Annotated in this window: 17 protein-coding genes; 11 read left to right on the top strand and 6 right to left on the bottom strand. The window is 45.9% G+C overall.

The window, feature by feature from the left end; translation table 11 throughout:
- From ACFSUO_RS04225 to ACFSUO_RS04210, 4 genes are all read left to right on the top strand, one after another.
- On the top strand, nucleotides 1–792 hold the full coding sequence (locus ACFSUO_RS04225; protein ID WP_382391396.1) for an IclR family transcriptional regulator: 792 nt from the start codon (nucleotides 1–3) through the stop codon (nucleotides 790–792).
- A complete protein-coding gene (locus ACFSUO_RS04220; RefSeq protein WP_382391394.1) occupies nucleotides 789–1,106 on the top strand; it encodes a DUF3870 domain-containing protein in 318 nt (105 codons plus the stop codon). The genes ACFSUO_RS04225 and ACFSUO_RS04220 overlap by 4 nt, the downstream gene beginning before the upstream one ends.
- Nucleotides 1,107–1,346: 240 nt before the next feature.
- Nucleotides 1,347–1,538, top strand: coding sequence for a hypothetical protein (locus tag ACFSUO_RS04215; protein ID WP_382391392.1), 192 nt, complete (start codon nucleotides 1,347–1,349; stop codon nucleotides 1,536–1,538).
- Nucleotides 1,535–1,762: a YczI family protein gene (locus ACFSUO_RS04210; protein WP_382391390.1), complete on the top strand. Its 228-nt coding sequence runs from the start codon at nucleotides 1,535–1,537 to the stop codon at nucleotides 1,760–1,762. Before ACFSUO_RS04215 ends, ACFSUO_RS04210 begins: the two co-directional genes overlap by 4 nt.
- Nucleotides 1,763–1,861: 99 nt before the next feature.
- Here the strand turns inward: ACFSUO_RS04210 and ACFSUO_RS04205 are convergent, their stop codons facing one another.
- The 4 genes from ACFSUO_RS04205 to mreBH form a co-directional block, all read right to left on the bottom strand.
- Nucleotides 1,862–3,313: an NAD-dependent succinate-semialdehyde dehydrogenase gene (locus ACFSUO_RS04205; RefSeq protein WP_382391388.1), complete on the bottom strand. Its 1,452-nt coding sequence runs from the start codon at nucleotides 3,311–3,313 to the stop codon at nucleotides 1,862–1,864.
- 21 nt (nucleotides 3,314–3,334) lie between these two features.
- Nucleotides 3,335–4,537: an acyl-CoA dehydrogenase family protein gene (locus tag ACFSUO_RS04200; protein WP_382391386.1), complete on the bottom strand. Its 1,203-nt coding sequence runs from the start codon at nucleotides 4,535–4,537 to the stop codon at nucleotides 3,335–3,337.
- An 85-nt stretch (nucleotides 4,538–4,622) separates the two neighbouring features.
- Complete coding sequence (locus ACFSUO_RS04195; RefSeq protein ID WP_382391384.1) at nucleotides 4,623–5,774, bottom strand: CaiB/BaiF CoA transferase family protein; 1,152 nt, start codon at nucleotides 5,772–5,774, stop codon at nucleotides 4,623–4,625.
- 669 nt (nucleotides 5,775–6,443) lie between these two features.
- A complete protein-coding gene (gene mreBH, locus ACFSUO_RS04190; protein ID WP_382391382.1) occupies nucleotides 6,444–7,451 on the bottom strand; it encodes a rod-share determining protein MreBH in 1,008 nt (335 codons plus the stop codon).
- Between the two features lie 452 nt (nucleotides 7,452–7,903).
- On the opposite strand from mreBH, the gene ACFSUO_RS04185 reads away from it, so the two are divergent.
- Nucleotides 7,904–8,779, top strand: coding sequence for a CAP domain-containing protein (locus ACFSUO_RS04185; protein ID WP_382391380.1), 876 nt, complete (start codon nucleotides 7,904–7,906; stop codon nucleotides 8,777–8,779).
- A gap of 37 nt (nucleotides 8,780–8,816) precedes the next feature.
- Here the strand turns inward: ACFSUO_RS04185 and ACFSUO_RS04180 are convergent, their stop codons facing one another.
- Complete coding sequence (locus ACFSUO_RS04180; RefSeq protein ID WP_382391378.1) at nucleotides 8,817–9,986, bottom strand: MFS transporter; 1,170 nt, start codon at nucleotides 9,984–9,986, stop codon at nucleotides 8,817–8,819.
- Between the two features lie 262 nt (nucleotides 9,987–10,248).
- Here ACFSUO_RS04180 and ACFSUO_RS04175 point away from each other — a divergent pair, with 262 nt between their 5' ends.
- The 5 genes from ACFSUO_RS04175 (at nucleotide 10,249) to ACFSUO_RS04155 (ending at nucleotide 13,698) form a co-directional block, all read left to right on the top strand.
- The gene (locus tag ACFSUO_RS04175) at nucleotides 10,249–11,244 is read left to right on the top strand and encodes a glutaminase (RefSeq protein WP_382391376.1); all 996 of its coding nucleotides are present in this window, start codon (nucleotides 10,249–10,251) and stop codon (nucleotides 11,242–11,244) included.
- Between the two features lie 60 nt (nucleotides 11,245–11,304).
- Complete coding sequence (locus ACFSUO_RS04170; RefSeq protein ID WP_382391374.1) at nucleotides 11,305–11,970, top strand: SOS response-associated peptidase; 666 nt, start codon at nucleotides 11,305–11,307, stop codon at nucleotides 11,968–11,970.
- 76 nt (nucleotides 11,971–12,046) lie between these two features.
- Complete coding sequence (locus ACFSUO_RS04165; RefSeq protein ID WP_382391372.1) at nucleotides 12,047–12,517, top strand: low molecular weight protein-tyrosine-phosphatase; 471 nt, start codon at nucleotides 12,047–12,049, stop codon at nucleotides 12,515–12,517.
- Between the two features lie 20 nt (nucleotides 12,518–12,537).
- A complete protein-coding gene (locus ACFSUO_RS04160) occupies nucleotides 12,538–12,834 on the top strand; it encodes a YtxH domain-containing protein (RefSeq protein ID WP_382391370.1) in 297 nt (98 codons plus the stop codon).
- A gap of 30 nt (nucleotides 12,835–12,864) precedes the next feature.
- Nucleotides 12,865–13,698, top strand: coding sequence for a YihY/virulence factor BrkB family protein (locus ACFSUO_RS04155; protein ID WP_382391368.1), 834 nt, complete (start codon nucleotides 12,865–12,867; stop codon nucleotides 13,696–13,698).
- Between the two features lie 20 nt (nucleotides 13,699–13,718).
- Here the strand turns inward: ACFSUO_RS04155 and ACFSUO_RS04150 are convergent, their stop codons facing one another.
- Nucleotides 13,719–15,656 (bottom strand): heavy metal translocating P-type ATPase, encoded by a 1,938-nt coding sequence (locus ACFSUO_RS04150; protein ID WP_382391366.1) that lies wholly within the window; start codon nucleotides 15,654–15,656, stop codon nucleotides 13,719–13,721.
- Nucleotides 15,657–15,952: 296 nt separating this feature from the next.
- Between ACFSUO_RS04150 and ACFSUO_RS04145 the strand changes: the two genes are divergently transcribed.
- Entirely contained in the window at nucleotides 15,953–16,819 is an 867-nt protein-coding gene (locus ACFSUO_RS04145) for a transporter substrate-binding domain-containing protein (RefSeq protein WP_382391364.1), read from the top strand.
- The last annotated feature ends 3 nt before the right edge of the window (nucleotides 16,820–16,822 follow it).

Below are 16,822 nucleotides of genomic sequence, written 5' to 3'. Positions count from 1 at the left end.
ATGAATCAGAGTGTATTGAAGGCATTGAAACTGCTTGATTATTTTTCTGCAGAAACACCGGCACTGACACTGAAAGAAATTACTAATAAATCTGGTATGCCCAAGCCCACAGTGTACAGGCTGCTGACGGCGCTGGAGCATCACCACTTTCTATCGAAAACGAAAGAAAATGAGCATGACAGCAAATATCAGCTTGGGCTCAAATTGCTGGAGCTCGGGCAGATTGTCACTGACCAGCTTGAAGTAAGGGCCATTGCACTGCCTTATATGGAAGAACTGGGCAGAGAAATCAATGAAGTGATTCATTTGGTCATCGTTGATCACGACGAGGCTACATACATTGAAAAAGTAGACAGTTCAAGGGCACTGCGGCTGAATACTAGGGTGGGCAAAAGTTCTCCGCTTCATCTGGGATCCGGTCCTAAGATGCTTCTGGCTAACATGCCATATGAACGGCAGCAGTATATAATAGAAAAATCTGGACTGCAGCGCCCTGACAGCAGCCGTCCGATCGATGAGGATGAGCTGCAGCAGGAACTGAAAACCATCTATGAAACAGGCTATGCGTACAGTATAGGAGAACAGGACGCGGACACGACAGGGATCTCCTATCCAATTTATGATTACAGCGGAAAGGTCATTGCCGCACTGGCTGTAAGCGGTTTGTCCAGTCATTTTGAGGGGGAGAACTTACACGTCCTGAAAGCAAAAACAAGACAAACAGCTGAGGCGATTTCCAGAAAACTCGGGCTTCGCGGGCCAGCATTGCAGCAGGGGGATGAGGATAAATGAATACAGTATTTATAGCCGGACATGCCAGACTGCCATCCGGCATGGCAGCCAAGAGCATGTACGAAACACTGACCATAACAGCAGAAATAGATAAAAAATACGGTGTGATTGTGGCGGCCAATTGTACGCTGGCAACCGAACACGGCAGGCATTTTGTCCACCATCTGTTAAGGGGACACAGCCTCCAGGATGGCATTGATACCCCTTCACAAATGATGAAAGAACATTATTTGGGAAAAGCCGGTAACGCACTTGTATCAGCCTTGAATGATCTGTACAAGCAGTATGAACATTACAGAGAGAGTCACAATTAAAAGAAACCCGCCATGTTTTATTGGCGGGTTTCTGACGTTGCTTGGGGAATTGTAGTCAACCTGCGCTGACTTACGGACGCGGGTTATGAAGAGATTTTAAAAATGATAGCGAAGAGGTTAATAGGCTGTGTTTGGTTGAAGTAAACGGAAAATGAAACTATTTTAGCACTCATTCGTAAAATGATTAGGAATTCCGTTAGAAATTTATGATGTGTTATTTTATTTGAGGCGGTGACTAAGTTGGATTTATTTTTCTACATTACAGTTATTATCAGTCTTTCTCTTTTGTATTATGGATATGTCAAGAAAAAAGATAATGAGTTAAAAGAGAAAGAAATAGCGTTAGAGGAGAAAAAAGTAGAGTTGGAAATGAAAAAACTAGATCATAATAAGGAATATCAAGAACAGGGTGAAAAGGAGCGTGAAGTTTGAAAGCAGCTAGAATTATTTTAGCAATTGTTGTGGTCTTTTTAGCAGGGTATAGTGTAGTTGCAAAAGAATTTGGGGTAATGCCTTATGCACTTTTGTTTACGGGATTAATGAATTTAGTTTTTGGGATTTCTGAATTCCAGGAAAAACGAAAAGAAAATGCCATGACTCTTTTCTTAACTGCAGGTTTTGTTTTGTTTGTTTCTATTTATATTCTACTAATGTAGGCTGAAAACGGTATTAGGTGCCAAAGTTAAAAAGAGCAACGCATTTAATACGTTGCTCTTCCGCCTAACTCTGCTGTCAGCATATTCCCGCTATTTCCTTCACTCGTCAATTCCCATCGATACATATTTCATTTCCAAAAATTCATCCATGCCGTGGTGGCCGCCTTCTTTGCCGACGCCCGACTGTTTGATGCCGCCGAACGGTGCTTCGGCCGTGGCAGGGAAGACGTCATTCACGCCGACAATGCCATAGTCGAGTTTTTCGGATACGCGGATGGCGCGGCTCGTTTTTTCGGTGAAAATATAGGCTGCCAGGCCATAGTCAGTATCATTCGCTTTGTCGATAACAGCATCCTCGTCACTGAACACTTGCACTGGCATGAGCGGTCCGAATGTTTCTTCGTTCATGACGAGCATGTCATCGGTCACATTGGACAGGATGGTAGGCTGATAGAAATGGCCGTCCAGTCCTCCGTTCCACTTGGCACCGCCACAAACAACATCCGCTCCTTTTGCTGCAGCATCATCAAGGTGTTTCTGGACTTTGTGAGATGCCTGTTCATTAATCAGCGGGCCAAGGTCTGTCCCTTCTTCTGTCCCGTCTCCGATTTTGAGCTGCTCAACTTTTTCAGTCAGTTTGTCATGGAAAGCGTCTTTGACGGAATCGTGGACATAGACACGATTGGCACAAATGCATGTCTGCCCGTTGTTCCGGAATTTGCTCGACAAAGCCAGTGAGACTGCTTTATCGATGTCCGCATCATCAAAAACAACAATTGGTGCGTGACCGCCGAGCTCAAGCGATAGTTTTTTTACATGATCGGCACTTTCCCGCATCAAATATTTGCCGACTTCAGTGGATCCGGTGAAGGTCATCAGACGGACGTCTTTGCTGTTCAGCATCGTGTTACCGATTGCTTCTGCATCCCCTGTGACAAGATTGACGACACCTTTTTGCATGCCGGCTTTTTCCATGATTTTGACGATTTCAATGGCTGACAGCGGTGTTTCCGGCGCAGGCTTCAATACGACCGTGCAGCCTGCAGCAAGTGCGGGTCCAATTTTTCGGGTGATCATGGATGCCGGGAAATTCCAGGGCGTAATGGCACCCACAACCCCAACCGGCTGCGGGATAACGAGCAGGCGCTTGGACTTTTTGGATGATGGAATCCATTCCCCGTAAGCCCGGCTCGCTTCTTCGGCATACCAGAGCAGAAAGCTGGCAGCTCCTTTTACTTCGCCAATTGCTTCTTTCAGTGGCTTGCCTTGTTCGGTTGTCAGAATTTCGCCGAGGCGTTCGGCATCGTCAAGCATCAATTCGTGTGCTTTGTACAGAATCCGTGAGCGTTCCCGGCCGGTCATCTCCCGCCAAGTTTGGAAAGCACGAGTTGCAGCGCTGATTGCCGCCTCGGTTTCTGCTTTTCCGCCATAGGCAACTTCTGTAATCGCCTCAAGTGTTGCCGGGTTGTAAACCGTGCTTGTTTTCTGTCCGTCCGTATCACGCCACTGGCCGTCAATAAAAATACTATTGGTTTTGCTTTTAAGTTTCATTTGGGAACCTCCTTTGCAGCATTATACTTTAGCGTGATTGCCTTCCCATGCAGGGAGCATTTTGTTTAATGGTTTATCCTGACGGTAGCCAAGCGCATACTCAGCTTGCACGATCGTGTGTACTTCCCGGGTTCCTTCGTAAATGACTGGGGCTTTTGAGTTCCGCAAATAACGTTCCACCGGATACTCATCTGAATAACCGTATGCACCGTGTACCTGGACGGCGTCATCAGCAGCTTTATTGGCAAAGTCGCACGCCTGCCATTTCGCCATTGATGTTTCCTCCGTGTTGCGCTTTCCTTCGTTTTTCAGCTCGCCGGCACGGTAAACAAGCAGGCTGCTCATTTCCAGTCCCGCTTTCATGTTGGCAATCATGCGCTGGACAAGCTGGTGCTGGCCGATTGGCTTTCCGAATGTTTCCCGTTCATGGGAATAGTTGACACTTGCTTCCAGGCAGGCACGGATTTGCCCGACAGCACCTGCAGCAACCGTGAAACGACCGTTATCGAGTGCGGCCATGGCAATTTTAAACCCTTCTCCTTCTTCACCGAGCAGGTTTTCTTCCGGAACTTTTACGTTATCAAAGAATATTTCACCGGTATTGCCGGAGCGGATGCCAAGTTTCCCTTTCGTTGCTTTGGAGTCAAATCCTTCCCAGTCCCGCTCCACAATAAATGCGGAAATGCCTTTGTGGCGTTTTGCTTTATCTGTGTAGGCGAACACAAGGAAGTGATCGGCTGTATCACATAGCGAAATCCATGCTTTGGACCCGTTCAAAATATAATGGTTGCCCTGTTTGACCGCTGTGGACTGCAGGGAAGCGACGTCGGAACCGGCAGCTGGCTCGGTCAGTCCGTAAGCGCCGACTTTTTCTCCTTTTGCCTGCGGGACAAGGTATTTTTGTTTCTGTTCTTCAGTACCCCATTGCAGCAGTGTCATGCTGTTCAGGCCCGTATGAACGGAAACTGCTGTCCGGAAGGCGGTGTCTCCACGCTCCAATTCCTCACAGACGATGGCCAGCGAGTTGTAGTCCATGCCGCTTCCGCCGTATTCTTCGGGGATACAGACACCCATCAGTCCAAGGTCAGCCAGCTTCTGCATAATGGACGGGTCAAATTGGCCTTCCCGATCCCATTCGGCAATATATGGCATAATTTCGTTATCAACAAAGTTCCTGACTGTTGAACGCAGCATAGTTTGTTCTTCTGAAAAATGAAAGTTCATGTGATCAACTCCTAATTTAATGGATAAAATTTTTCACTGGCAGTTGGCTGCCGGTATTGGTGTGTTAATGCCGGGATGAGCCGTGTTATTTGATGAAGCCAAACTGTTTCAGCAATTCTTCATTGTGTTCACCGGCATTCGGCGGATGGTTCTTCGTTTGCACCGGGGTCCGTGATAACTTAAGCGGACTGCCAATCATACGTATATCACCGGCGGTCGGGTGATCGGCATCGATAAACATATCCCGCTCGTTCAGTTGCGGATCATTGGCTACTTCATCGATTGTCTGGATCGGACCGCACGGGATATTGTTTTGCTGACATTGCTTTTGCCAATAGGCAGTGGACCCGGTCGAAAATACCTCCTGAAGCATTGGGATTAACGTTTCCCTGTTAGCCACGCGGTCAGGGTTTGTCCGGAACCGCTCATCTGATGCATATTCGGGTTTTCCTAAAATGTTGCATAAATTCCGGAACTGATTATCATTGCCGACTGCAATTACCATTTCGCCATCCATCGTGGAAAACGTCTGGTATGGGACAATATTGGCATGCTGGTTTCCAAGGGCCGCCGGAATTTTCCCTGCCATCAGATAGTTGCTTCCAACATTGACAAGAGCGCTGACGGCTGAATCATACAAGGAAAGATCAAGCTTTTGCCCTTTGCCTGATTGCGTCCGCTCAAGCAATGCCCCCTGGATGCCAACACAAGCGTACAGCCCGGTCAAAATATCCGTGATCGCCACTCCGACTTTTTGCGGACCGGATTCACTGTCACCAGTAATGCTCATCAGACCGCTCATTGCCTGGATGATAAAGTCATATCCCGGCATACTGCTGTACGGACCCGTTTCGCCGAATCCGGTAATCGAGCAGTAGACGAGGCCGGGGTTGATCTCCGACAATGTGTCATAATCAAGTCCAAGGCGTTCCATCGTTCCGGTTTTAAAATTATTAATGATAACATCACTTTCACGGACGAGACTTTTAATCGCTTCATGACCTTCCTCGGATTTTAAGTCAAGTGTGATGCTCTTTTTATTCCGGTTGGCGCACAGATAGTATGCACTGACCTCGTTTTGAAACGGGGGACCCCATTTGCGTGTCTCGTCACTGCCGCCGGGGGCTTCCACTTTAATCACCTCGGCGCCAAGGTCACCAAGGATCATGGTGCAGTACGGACCAGCCAGAACTCTGGACAAGTCAAGAATTCGGATGTTTTCGAGTGCTCCAGCCATTTCTTCACTCCTTCCCAATTAAAATAAGCCACTCCAAACAGACGACAGTTTTTTATCTGCGGCAGTTAAGGAAATTAACATATTTTCTTAACTGCATAAGGCAACTAGGGCAATCGCCTGAGCCTAAAAGGCCTGGCGCTAGCCAAGTTTTCTTTACTGTACGTCTATTTGAACTGGCTTTTATCTGTTGAGACAGAACTGGAATGGAACTGCAAACAGATTGGACAGTTATCATTTGTTGTTCGAAATAATTTAATGCCAGAGGCGGCTTTTGGAAATACCGAGTTCGTTTCATCCTGCCTCTGATCGTTTGCCTTACTTAGGGCATCATGCGTTGTAGCGTGGAAGCGCTTTAACATGACTACAGTTATTATATACTATTCTGAAATATTTGTAAACCTGTTTTTATAATTTTATGGAAGTAGGTGTGTCAGAAGGTGTGATGGTTGTGCTGGCTAAGGAGGGAGATTAAGTTGGAATGTGGGGGGCGAGAATCAACCGATCGGGTGTGGGAATCGACCGTTCGAGGTCAGAATCGACCAATCGGGGGAAAGAATCAACCGGACAGCAGCGGAAATCGACCGGTCTGTAGCAAGCAACCATCCATCACACCCCGCAAAACATAAAACAACCGCGCACATAGAGTATGAGCGCGGTTGTTACCAATTGTTATTTTGCAGCTTTTTGCAGTTTGGAAATCATCTTCAGCGACCGGCCGGTTCCGATGGCAACGGATTCGAGTGGGTTTGGCGCGAGATGCACCGGAACGAACAGTTCATCAGAAAGCCAGTCTTTTAACCCATTCAGCATGGCACCGCCGCCGGTCAGTACGATACCGCGGTCAACAATGTCACCGCTCAACTCAGGCGGGCAATTTTCGAGTGTCATACGGATGGTTTCGAGAATTTGGTCAAGCGATTCTTTCAGAGCAGCGTAAACTTCTTTGGAAGAAACCGTGACTGTTTGCGGGAGGCCTGAAACCATATCCCGACCGCGGACATCCATGGATTCCTCGGTATGATTTTCATCGGCATGTCCGATTTCCATTTTAATGTTTTCTGCTGTCCGTTCGCCAATCAGAATGTTGTATTTCTTCCGGATAAAGTTGACAATTTCTTCATCCATTTTGTCGCCGCCGGTGCGAATGGAATTACAGGAGACAACACCGCCAAATGAGATGATGCCTACTTCGGATGTGCCGCCACCGATATCAACGGTGACATTGGCGATTGGTTCATCGACTGGCAAATCTGCACCAATGGATGATGCAACAGGTTCTTCAATCAAATGCACATGTTTTGCGCCATAGCTGCTAACCGCATTATGGATCGCACGACGCTCGACCGTTGTGCTTCCGGATGGGGTGCAGACAACTACCGTTGGCTTACGCATGGACAGGCCGATTTTTTTGCTCACTTTCTTCAAAAATTCTTTCAGCATTTGTGCTGTTACGTCATAGTCGGCGATAACCCCGTCTTTCAATGGCCGGATCGGGACAATGTTCTGTGGTGTTTTGCCAACCATTTCTTTCGCTTCTGCACCTACAGCAACGACATTTTTCGTGTTTAAGTCAATAGCCACAACTGATGGCTCATTCAGGACAATTCCTTTTGTCTTGGAATAAATCAATATATTTGCGGTACCCAGGTCAATTCCGATTTCTGCTGTTGATAACATGGTATGTTCCTCCAATAATAAATTAAAATCTATATAACGAATAATCCGAAATGGCGATGCACAGTAACAATATAAATGTCCTTAAATACCATTTCTTAAGTATACCACAATTTCTGGGGGTCAAAAAACGACAAAAAAATATCTACTTCTTATGTATTGTGCCCATTATCAAGGGAGAATGCAAGTAACATTTCGGTTACATCTTTTTGCCGAATGTAACATAAACGGTAGTTTCGGAAGCCTGTCAATATGCAATTACATGAAGTTTATTCCAATGAACAATATAATTTCCAACAGGCACTGCAATCAACGTGGGATAAACCCTATAATGATGCGGCTTTTTTGAAAAATACATAACACTGTTATGGTCATGGCAGCGCCTTCCAGAAATATTACAGAAAAAGCATGGTACGATAATGCCGTAACAAAAAACACGAGAGAGGTGTCGAAACATGCATAATAAATTGATCGTCGGCTCTATGACCGCCGCACTCCTATTTGGCGGAGCATTTCAAAGCACAGCGGACGCATCTGCCAGCACAGCGAATGCACAGAATTCTTCCAATCAGCATAAAGTCTATTATTCTATGAATGGAAGTGGCATGGGTGAACTTTCATCTGGCAAATTCCAGGAATATGTAAAGCAATATTTCCCGCAAGTCACTTGGAATTGGGAGAGCCAAAATAGTAACAATGAGCAGGAAAAGCAAGAAAAGCCCGAGCAAGAGCAGGAACAGTCAGAGCCAGAACAGCAGCCTGAATCAAATAAACCGGAATCCAATCAGGAACAGTCTGATAACAATACACCATCTGAACCACAACAAAACGAGGCAACAGAACAGGTTACGGAACAGCAGGAAGAACAGCCTGCTAGAACGCCTGAAGCTCAAACACCACAGCAGCCTGCTGAGCAGAAGGAACAGCAGCAAAAGCCATCACAGTCGCAGCAGCTGAATGAATTTGAGCAGCAAGTGGTGGAACTGACGAACCAAGAGCGGACAGCACAAGGCCTGGAACCGCTTAAAGTGGATACGGAACTGAGTAAAGTCGCGCGTGAAAAGTCCCGGGATATGGCAGCGAACAACTATTTCTCTCATGACAGTCCGAACTATGGTTCACCATTTGATATGATGAAGCAATTCGGCATCGCCTACCAGACGGCCGGGGAGAACATCGCCAGAGGCCAGCGTACACCGCAACAGGTGGTTGATGGATGGATGAACAGTGAAGGTCACCGCGAGAATATCATGAATCCGAACTTCACCCATATTGGCGTTGGTTATGTGGAACAAGGTAACCACTGGACCCAGCAGTTTATTGGGAAGTAAAAAATATCAATACTAAAAAAGGGACTGATCACAATGGTCAGTCCCTTTTCCTATATGCTTCTTTCGACTGCTCTTTTCCATACATTGACACAACGGCCGCACCAACAGCGAGCATGACGAGCAAGCTGCCGACTGTTGCATTTTGTTCAACGGAAGCTTGTTCAATAACAAGACCCCCAATAAAAGAACCGAAAGCAATCCCAAGATGCAGTGCCGAGTTATTCAGGCTCTGCTGGATGTCGGACGTTTCCGGCGACAGGCTGATCAGATAACTCTGTGTTGCCGGAGCTAATGTCCAGCTTAGCAATCCCCAAACAATGAGGATAACCAGAAATGCCGGGAGTGCAAATGTCATGTTTGGAATACCTACCATTACCGCTGTAAACAGTACTGTCGTCAGCATGATGGTGCGTTTTGGACCTATCGTGTCAGAAAGATACCCGCCGACACCGCCACCGCTAACCGCTGCAATACCGAAAATCAAGTAAATAAAGCTGACCCACGTTCCACTGGCATCCATGGTTATTTTTGCAAATGGAGTCAGGTACGCGTATAGCGTTGTGTGCCCTGCCAGAAACAGAAATGTGATCATCTGCCCAAAAAATATTTTCCGGTTTTTCAATGTTGCCAGCTGCATCTTAAGCGGACTGGATGGTTTTGGTTCAACACGGTCCATCAAGATAAAAACCCCAGCTGTGGAAAGAATGGTTAGAAACGTAATCATCACAAATGGGGCACGCCAGCCAAATGCATTGCCGAGAAACAACCCGACTGGCAGTCCAAGTACAATGGATGCGCTGACCCCCATGGACACAATTCCGATAGCCCGTCCGCGATATTTCGGATGAACGATGGATGGTGCAATCGTCAGACATAATATGATTAATAGTGCCCCGCTCAATGCCAGAATGATGCGTCCGATAAATACAGCGGCATATCCCGGACTGAATACAGTTATGATATTGCCTGTCAAAAATACGGCAAGTGACATCAGCATAAGCCGTTTACGCTCAATAGCTGCCGTTAAAATCAGTAAAACGGGTGAACCAATGGCGAAAATGAGCGAAAAGATGGTAATTAGAAAACCAACCTTTCCAAGCCCTACATTTAAATCTGCTGCCATCAGATCAAGTATCCCACCGATGATCAATTCAACCATTCCGACAACAAAAGCAACGATGGTTAGAAAATATACTTGTTTATTCACGTTAAGACGCCTTTCTGGTAAGTTGAATGGATAAGATAAATCTTTCTTGTCCAAGATTCCATCGTAACGCCGGCAATGTCAAAATACAAGAGAAAGTTTTTTCTAAACACCTCTGTTACTGGCAGCAGTCAGTCCTGAAACATGGTTTTCCTTTCATGCCCCGGCTGCCGTCTGTATAATTGGATTAGAACAGTAAACGGTAAAAAAATCATGCAGAAAATCCTCTCCGGATAGGCATACTACTATATGAAGAGGTGATAGAATGGTTCAAGGCATAGCAAACTGGAATACGGGACAGACACAAGAATGGCTGCAGCAGTATGTGGACGACTGGGTTGCTTTTTACCGGAAGCATACCAGTGACGGTGAAGTCGCCTCATACATACCTGTTCTGCAGCAGGCAGATCCTGATGACCTTGGGATTTCCATCATCGGTAAAAGCGGCATGACTGTTCGTTCCGGTGATACGGAAATTCCGTTCACACTGCAAAGCATTTCAAAAGTAATCAGTTTTATCGTCGCCTGTATGGAACGCGGTGTTTCCTATATGCTGAACAGGGTTGATGTGGAACCATCAGGCGAAGCGTTTAATTCGATTATGCATTTGGAAATGCATCAAGTTGAAAAGCCGTTCAATCCACTGATTAATGCTGGTGCGATTACAGTCTCATCTATTTTGCCCGGCAAAACATCGGATCACCGCCTGGAACCGATATACCTGCTGCTTGAGCAAATATTGGGGTACCGTCCTGAATTAAATGTTGAAGTGTATGAGTCGGAGCGGGATTCATCGATGCGAAACAGGGCGATTGGTTATTATTTATTGGAAACTGGCTTTTTGGAATCTGATCTGAATGTCACACTGGAGACGTATTTTAAGCAATGCTCAATAGAAGTGACAATAGACGACCTGGCCAGGATTGGCATGGTTCTTGCCAATGATGGAATGGATACGAAGACAGGGGAAGAGATTATTCCGAGGCAGATTGCCCGGATTGCAAAGGTGCTCATGCTGACATGCGGCATGTATGATGCGTCCGGAAAATTTGCTACTTATGTCGGCATTCCGGCGAAAAGCGGGGTGTCCGGTGGTATTGTTGCAGCAGTGCCGCCACGGGTCAGGGAAGAAACAATGCCATTTACAGACGGCTGCGGGATTGGCGTTTATGGACCGGCGTTAGGGGATAAAGGAAACAGCATCGCCGGCATCCGGCTGCTCCGACACATCGCCAACCAGTGGGACTTCAGTATTTTTTAATATGGCTGTTTTCTAAAAGAGTGTTTTTTTCACGTTGATTTGTAAGAGAGGAGTAAAATCATGTGTGGACGGTTTACATTGCTTGCGGATGAAGTGAAGATTTTGCAGGAATTTGGCATAAACCAGCCGATCGATCATTACCAGCCCAGCTACAATATCGCACCCGGACAAAATGTGCTCGCCATTATTCATGATGGCAAAGAAAAGCGGGCCGGCTATTTGCGCTGGGGCCTTATTCCCTCGTGGGCAAATGATGAAAAAGTCGGGTATAAGATGATCAACGCCCGCAGTGAAACAGCCCATGAAAAGCCAAGCTTCCAACGTCTCATGGCCAGGAAGCGCTGTCTGATTGTTGCTGACAGTTTTTATGAGTGGAAACGTGACGGCGGCGAAAAACAGCCGAAGCGGATTCAGCTGGGTGATCGCGAATTATTTGCGTTTGCGGGGCTATGGGATAAATGGGAGCACGACGAGCAAAAGCTTTTCACATGTACAATCCTGACGAAAGCGGCTAATCCGTTTATGCAGGACATTCACCACCGCATGCCAATCATTTTGCCGAAAGGACGAGAGGACGCGTGGATTGAGGCTGGCGAGCAATCACCGGAAGAGGCCTATCATTTTTTGCAGGCGTTGGAAATGGAAGAGCTGCAAGCATATGATGTTGCAAGTTATGTAAATTCGGCGAAAAATAATGATGCTGAATGTATTGCCCCGCTCGCATAGTAGAGGAAAGTGGAATTTACGGTCGGCTCCTATTATAATAAGGTTGGAAAGAATCGATTGGAGCAGGGGTGAGCGGATGATACGTGTCTTATTTATATGTCTCGGGAACATTTGCCGGTCTCCGATGGCAGAGGCTATTTTCCGGGATTTAGTGAAAAAAGAAGGACTATCTGATAAAATCGAAGTGGATTCAGCCGGCATTGGTCCGTGGCATAGCGGGGACGCACCGCATGAAGGGACGAGAAAAATACTGGACAGGCAGGACATCTCTTATGATGGAATGAAGGCCCGGCAAATACATACGAATGATTGGCATCGTTTTGACTATATGATTGCCATGGACGATGATAACATCCGTGCTTTACAAGGGATGACGGGTGCAACGGATGGTGCTGTTGTCGCCAGGCTGATGGATTATGTTCATGAGGCGGAAACGGCTAATGTGCCGGATCCATACTTCACGGGCAATTTTGATTATACGTATGAACTGGTTTCAGATGGATGCAAGCAGCTGCTGAATCAAATCAAGACTGAAAATAACACATAACGTAAAAGGAGCGATAACAAATGGGTAAACGAAAATTATGTCTAGGGTTAGTAGTCGGATCGATTGCAGGAGGGCTACTTTCCTTGCTTGACCGTGATGCAAGAGACTATGCAAAAAGAAAAGCGGCGGATGTAAAGAATGAGTCGTCCTACTATGCGACCCATCCGTCGTCAGCGGTGAAACGTGTGAAGGATTCGTTCGACCGGTTCAATGCACAATTTACAGCAGGCGCAGATAACGCCATCAATGCACTGGAGCAAGTGGAGAACACGTTGGAACAGTTCACAGGCAGTGAAACAAAAAAGTTGGAAAAATAACAGGCAAACAACTTAGGTGAGGCTGATAGGATGTGGGAGGAAAGCAAGGAATTCATCAAAAGATTGTACCGGCGGATTACGGATGATGACATTTTTGGTCTGGGTGCCCAGTTGGCCTATTTTTTCCTGCTTTCCTTATTTCCTTTTTTGTTGTTTCTGATGACGCTGGTTGGATATCTGCCGTTGAACGACCTAGACATTATTGAATTCATTGAAACGTATGCACCAGGCGAAATTTCAGAACTGATTAACCAAAATGTTCAACAGCTGGTCAGTAATCAGAATGGACAACTTCTATCGATTGGAATTATTGGGACACTGTGGTCAGCGTCCAATGGTATCAATGCGGTGATGCGTGGTTTTAACCGCGCATATGATGTGGATGAAGACCGCTCGTTTATTGTTACGCGGCTGATTGCTATCGTTTTGACCATTGCCATGATTTTCGTTATTTTTATAGCATTCTTGCTTCCCATTTTTGGAAAAGCCATCGGAGTATATATTTTTAAGTTTTTCGGTGCATCTGGGGAGTTTCTGCAAGTATGGGATGCCATGCGCTGGGTTATATCATCGGTGGTTTTCTTTATTGTACTGGTGGCGTTGTACAAGATGGCGCCCAATAAACGAATATATTTCAAAAATGTGGTCTGGGGTGCGTTGTTTGCAACAATTGGCTGGCAGCTGACCTCACTGGCTTTCTCTTTTTATGTCAGCTCGATGGGCAATTATTCCGCAACGTATGGCAGTCTTGGAACGGTCATCGTCCTAATGATCTGGTTTTATTTATCCGGCGTTATCATTATGATCGGCGGTGTCATCAATGCCACACTCAGAGAACAAAATAAAACAGGCAATAAAAAATAGCTGTCACGTATATGTGGCAGCTATTTTAATAATCGGAGCCCGTTTAAGATGACGAGTATGGTGCTTCCTTCATGTCCGATGACGCCAAGTGGCAAGTCAAGTATTTGTGTAAAATTGGATAGGATGAGCACCGCGATGACAGCCAGAGAAAAGACGACATTTTGTTTGACGATTTTATTCATGCGGATGGACAGTGCTATAGCGTTTGTGATTTTGGGCAATTCGTTTTTCATCAAAACGACATCAGCTGTTTCGAGTGCCACGTCTGTTCCTTCTCCCATAGCGATGCCTGAATCGGCAGCGGCCAGTGCGGGTGCGTCATTGATACCATCCCCAACCATGGCGACATGCCCATATTGCTCCCGAAGTTGCTTTATGTGATCTACCTTTTCTCCAGGTAGACATTCCGCCCGAAAATGATCGACACCGGCTTCTTCGGCGATGGCTTTTGCCGTCTGTTCATTGTCGCCGGTCAGCATGATGGTATGAATGCCTTGCTGCTTCAATGCGCTGATGGTACGCTTCGTATCCTTTCTGATGGTATCTTTTAGTGCATAAAGGGCTGCAATCCGGTCATCTTCCTTGACGAATAGAACCGTTTTTCCTTCGCTGGCCAGCCGCTCTGCTGCACCATGCTGGAAACGGAATGCCTCTTCTTCGCCAACAAAAGCTGCTTTGCCAATTTTCCAAGTCACGCCATCAAGAACTGCTGTAACGCCATTTCCATTCACCGTTTTTACTTCCTGCGGCTGGATGGAAGACATTTCTGTGGCTATATGGTCTCTTGCATGTGCTGTAATTGCCAGTGCCAGCGGGTGGGTGGATTCGTTTTCGATTGCGGCTGTTACAGCCATGATATGATTGCGGTCCTCGTCAGGTAATGTGATCAGTTCGGTAACGACTGGCTTTCCGTTTGTCAGTGTGCCGGTTTTATCAAAGGCAACCGCGTTCATGCTGCTAAGTCCTTCAACGTGAACACCGCCTTTAAACAGTACACCCCTTTTCGCACTGTTGGATATGGCGGACAGTGTCGCAGGCGTGATTGACGCGACAAGTGCGCAAGGGGATGCTACTACCAGCAAAATCATAGCCCGGTAGATGCTTTCAGACAAGGCCCATCCGAACAACATAGTCGGCAAGAACATCATGATGGCGACGACTGCCAACACTGCTTTTACATACGTTCCTTCAAACCGTTCGATAAACAACTGTGATGGTGACTTCTCATCCTGTGCATTCTGGACAAGTTGGATGATTTTCTGGAACAGGGTTTCATGTGCCGGCTTGGTGATTTGGACGGTAATCGATCCATCGAGTGCCATCGTGCCAGCGAATACGTCTTGATCATTCGCTTTAGTGACGGGAACGGATTCACCTGTAATCGCACTTTCGTCAATGGAAGTGGTCCCTTTGATGATTTTGCCGTCTGCCGGGATTCGCTCACTGGCACGAACGAAAATATAATCACCAGTTTCCAGTTCCGAAACGGGTACCAATTCTTCTTGATTACCAATGAGACGAATGGCCTCTTCCGGCTGCATTTCCATCAGGGAAGCTATTTCACGGCTGCTTTTATTCATCGTGTACGTTTCAAGTGCACCGGATAAAGCAAAAATAAATATGAGAATCGCACCTTCTGTCCAATAGCCGATAGCAGCTGCTCCGATTGCGGCTATAATCATCAGCATTTCCACATTCAAATCTTTCTGCTGAATCGTTTCTACTATTCCTTCCTTTGCCTTGGCATACCCGCCAATTGCAAACGCGGCCAGGTGAAGCGTGATCCACCAGCCTGATGTGACGCTGTCTTCCAATAACCATGCAGTCAGAACGATAAGACCACTGGCAAGTGCAGCAATCAATTCGCTATGTTCATAAAGTTTGCTGCTTTTGAAGCTGGTAGACTTGTGCGATTTTTCCTTTGTTGGCTGTTTTAGAGCAGTCAGGTCTGCGTTCATTTTCATTCTCCTCCATCTAATTGATAATAATAATCATTTGTGGTTAAACAAAAAACTCTATTTACATGTATGTACACGGTGTTAGGTTGTTATTTATAACAATTCTAATTTAATATGTGTTTTAATAATAACGCTGCTTTAAGTGAGTGTCAATGGAAAAAATGAAAAATCAGCGAGCGACTAGTACACATGTTATTTAATATGAATACAGTTCAGAATAATGTTGAATTATCAGTTATATACTGTTATAATCAATTCAAAATTTTATATATAACAAAAGAGAGGGGATGGGATGTATGTCTATCAAGAAAGCTGCCGTTATGCTCTTTGTAATTGTTTTCGTCTTAAGTGCATGCTCCGACAATGCTGCGGAGAGCAGCGGTGAGGAGAATGGCAATAATGAAAAGTGGAAAGAAATTCAGGAAGCCGGTGAAATCGTTGTTGGAACATCAGGTACACTAATTGCAGCTTCCTATTACGAAGGAGAAGGGAAAGACAAGGAACAGCTGACAGGGTACGAAGTGGAAGTTATGCGAGAAGTTGCCAAGCGTCTCAACTTGGATATCAAATTTGAAATAATAGGATTCGACAGTGTGCTAGCTGCCATTAAAAGCGGACGAATTGATATGGCAGGGATGGGAGTAACGGATAAACGAAAGAAAAAATTCGCTTTCAGTGAACCAATTAAATATTCGTATACAACCATGGTGGTCAGAGAAGATGGTTATTCGGGCATACATAAACTTGAAGATCTGGAAGGGAAGAAAGCTGGAGGAGCGGCCTCCACTGTTTACAGTGAAATTGCACGCAAGTTTGGGGCTGAGGTGAAAACATATGGTAATGCACCAAATGAAGCTTACCTCCGTGATGTAAATAATGGCAGAACCGATGTCGTTATTAATGATTATTATCTTTCCAAGTTCGGTATTGCCGCTTTCCCGGAATTTGATCTTACGCTGCACCCGGAGTTGAAGTTTCACCCGACAAAACAAGGCGTCATCATGCAAGATGGTGCTGATAAGTTACAGGCGAAAGTCAACGATGTATTAGCTGATATGCGGAAAGATGGCACACTAACGAAACTGGCCAAAAAGTTCTATAAAGAGGATGCCTCGAAAAAACCCGAGGGGGACATTCGGGAAATTGATGGATTGGACTTTTAAAGA

Source organism: Lentibacillus juripiscarius, from assembly GCF_042685205.1.
GTDB classification, from domain to species: Bacteria; Bacillota; Bacilli; order Bacillales; family Amphibacillaceae; genus Lentibacillus; species Lentibacillus juripiscarius.
Note: the sequence above shows the minus strand (reverse complement) of the source record. Positions and strands in the feature narration are given on the sequence as shown.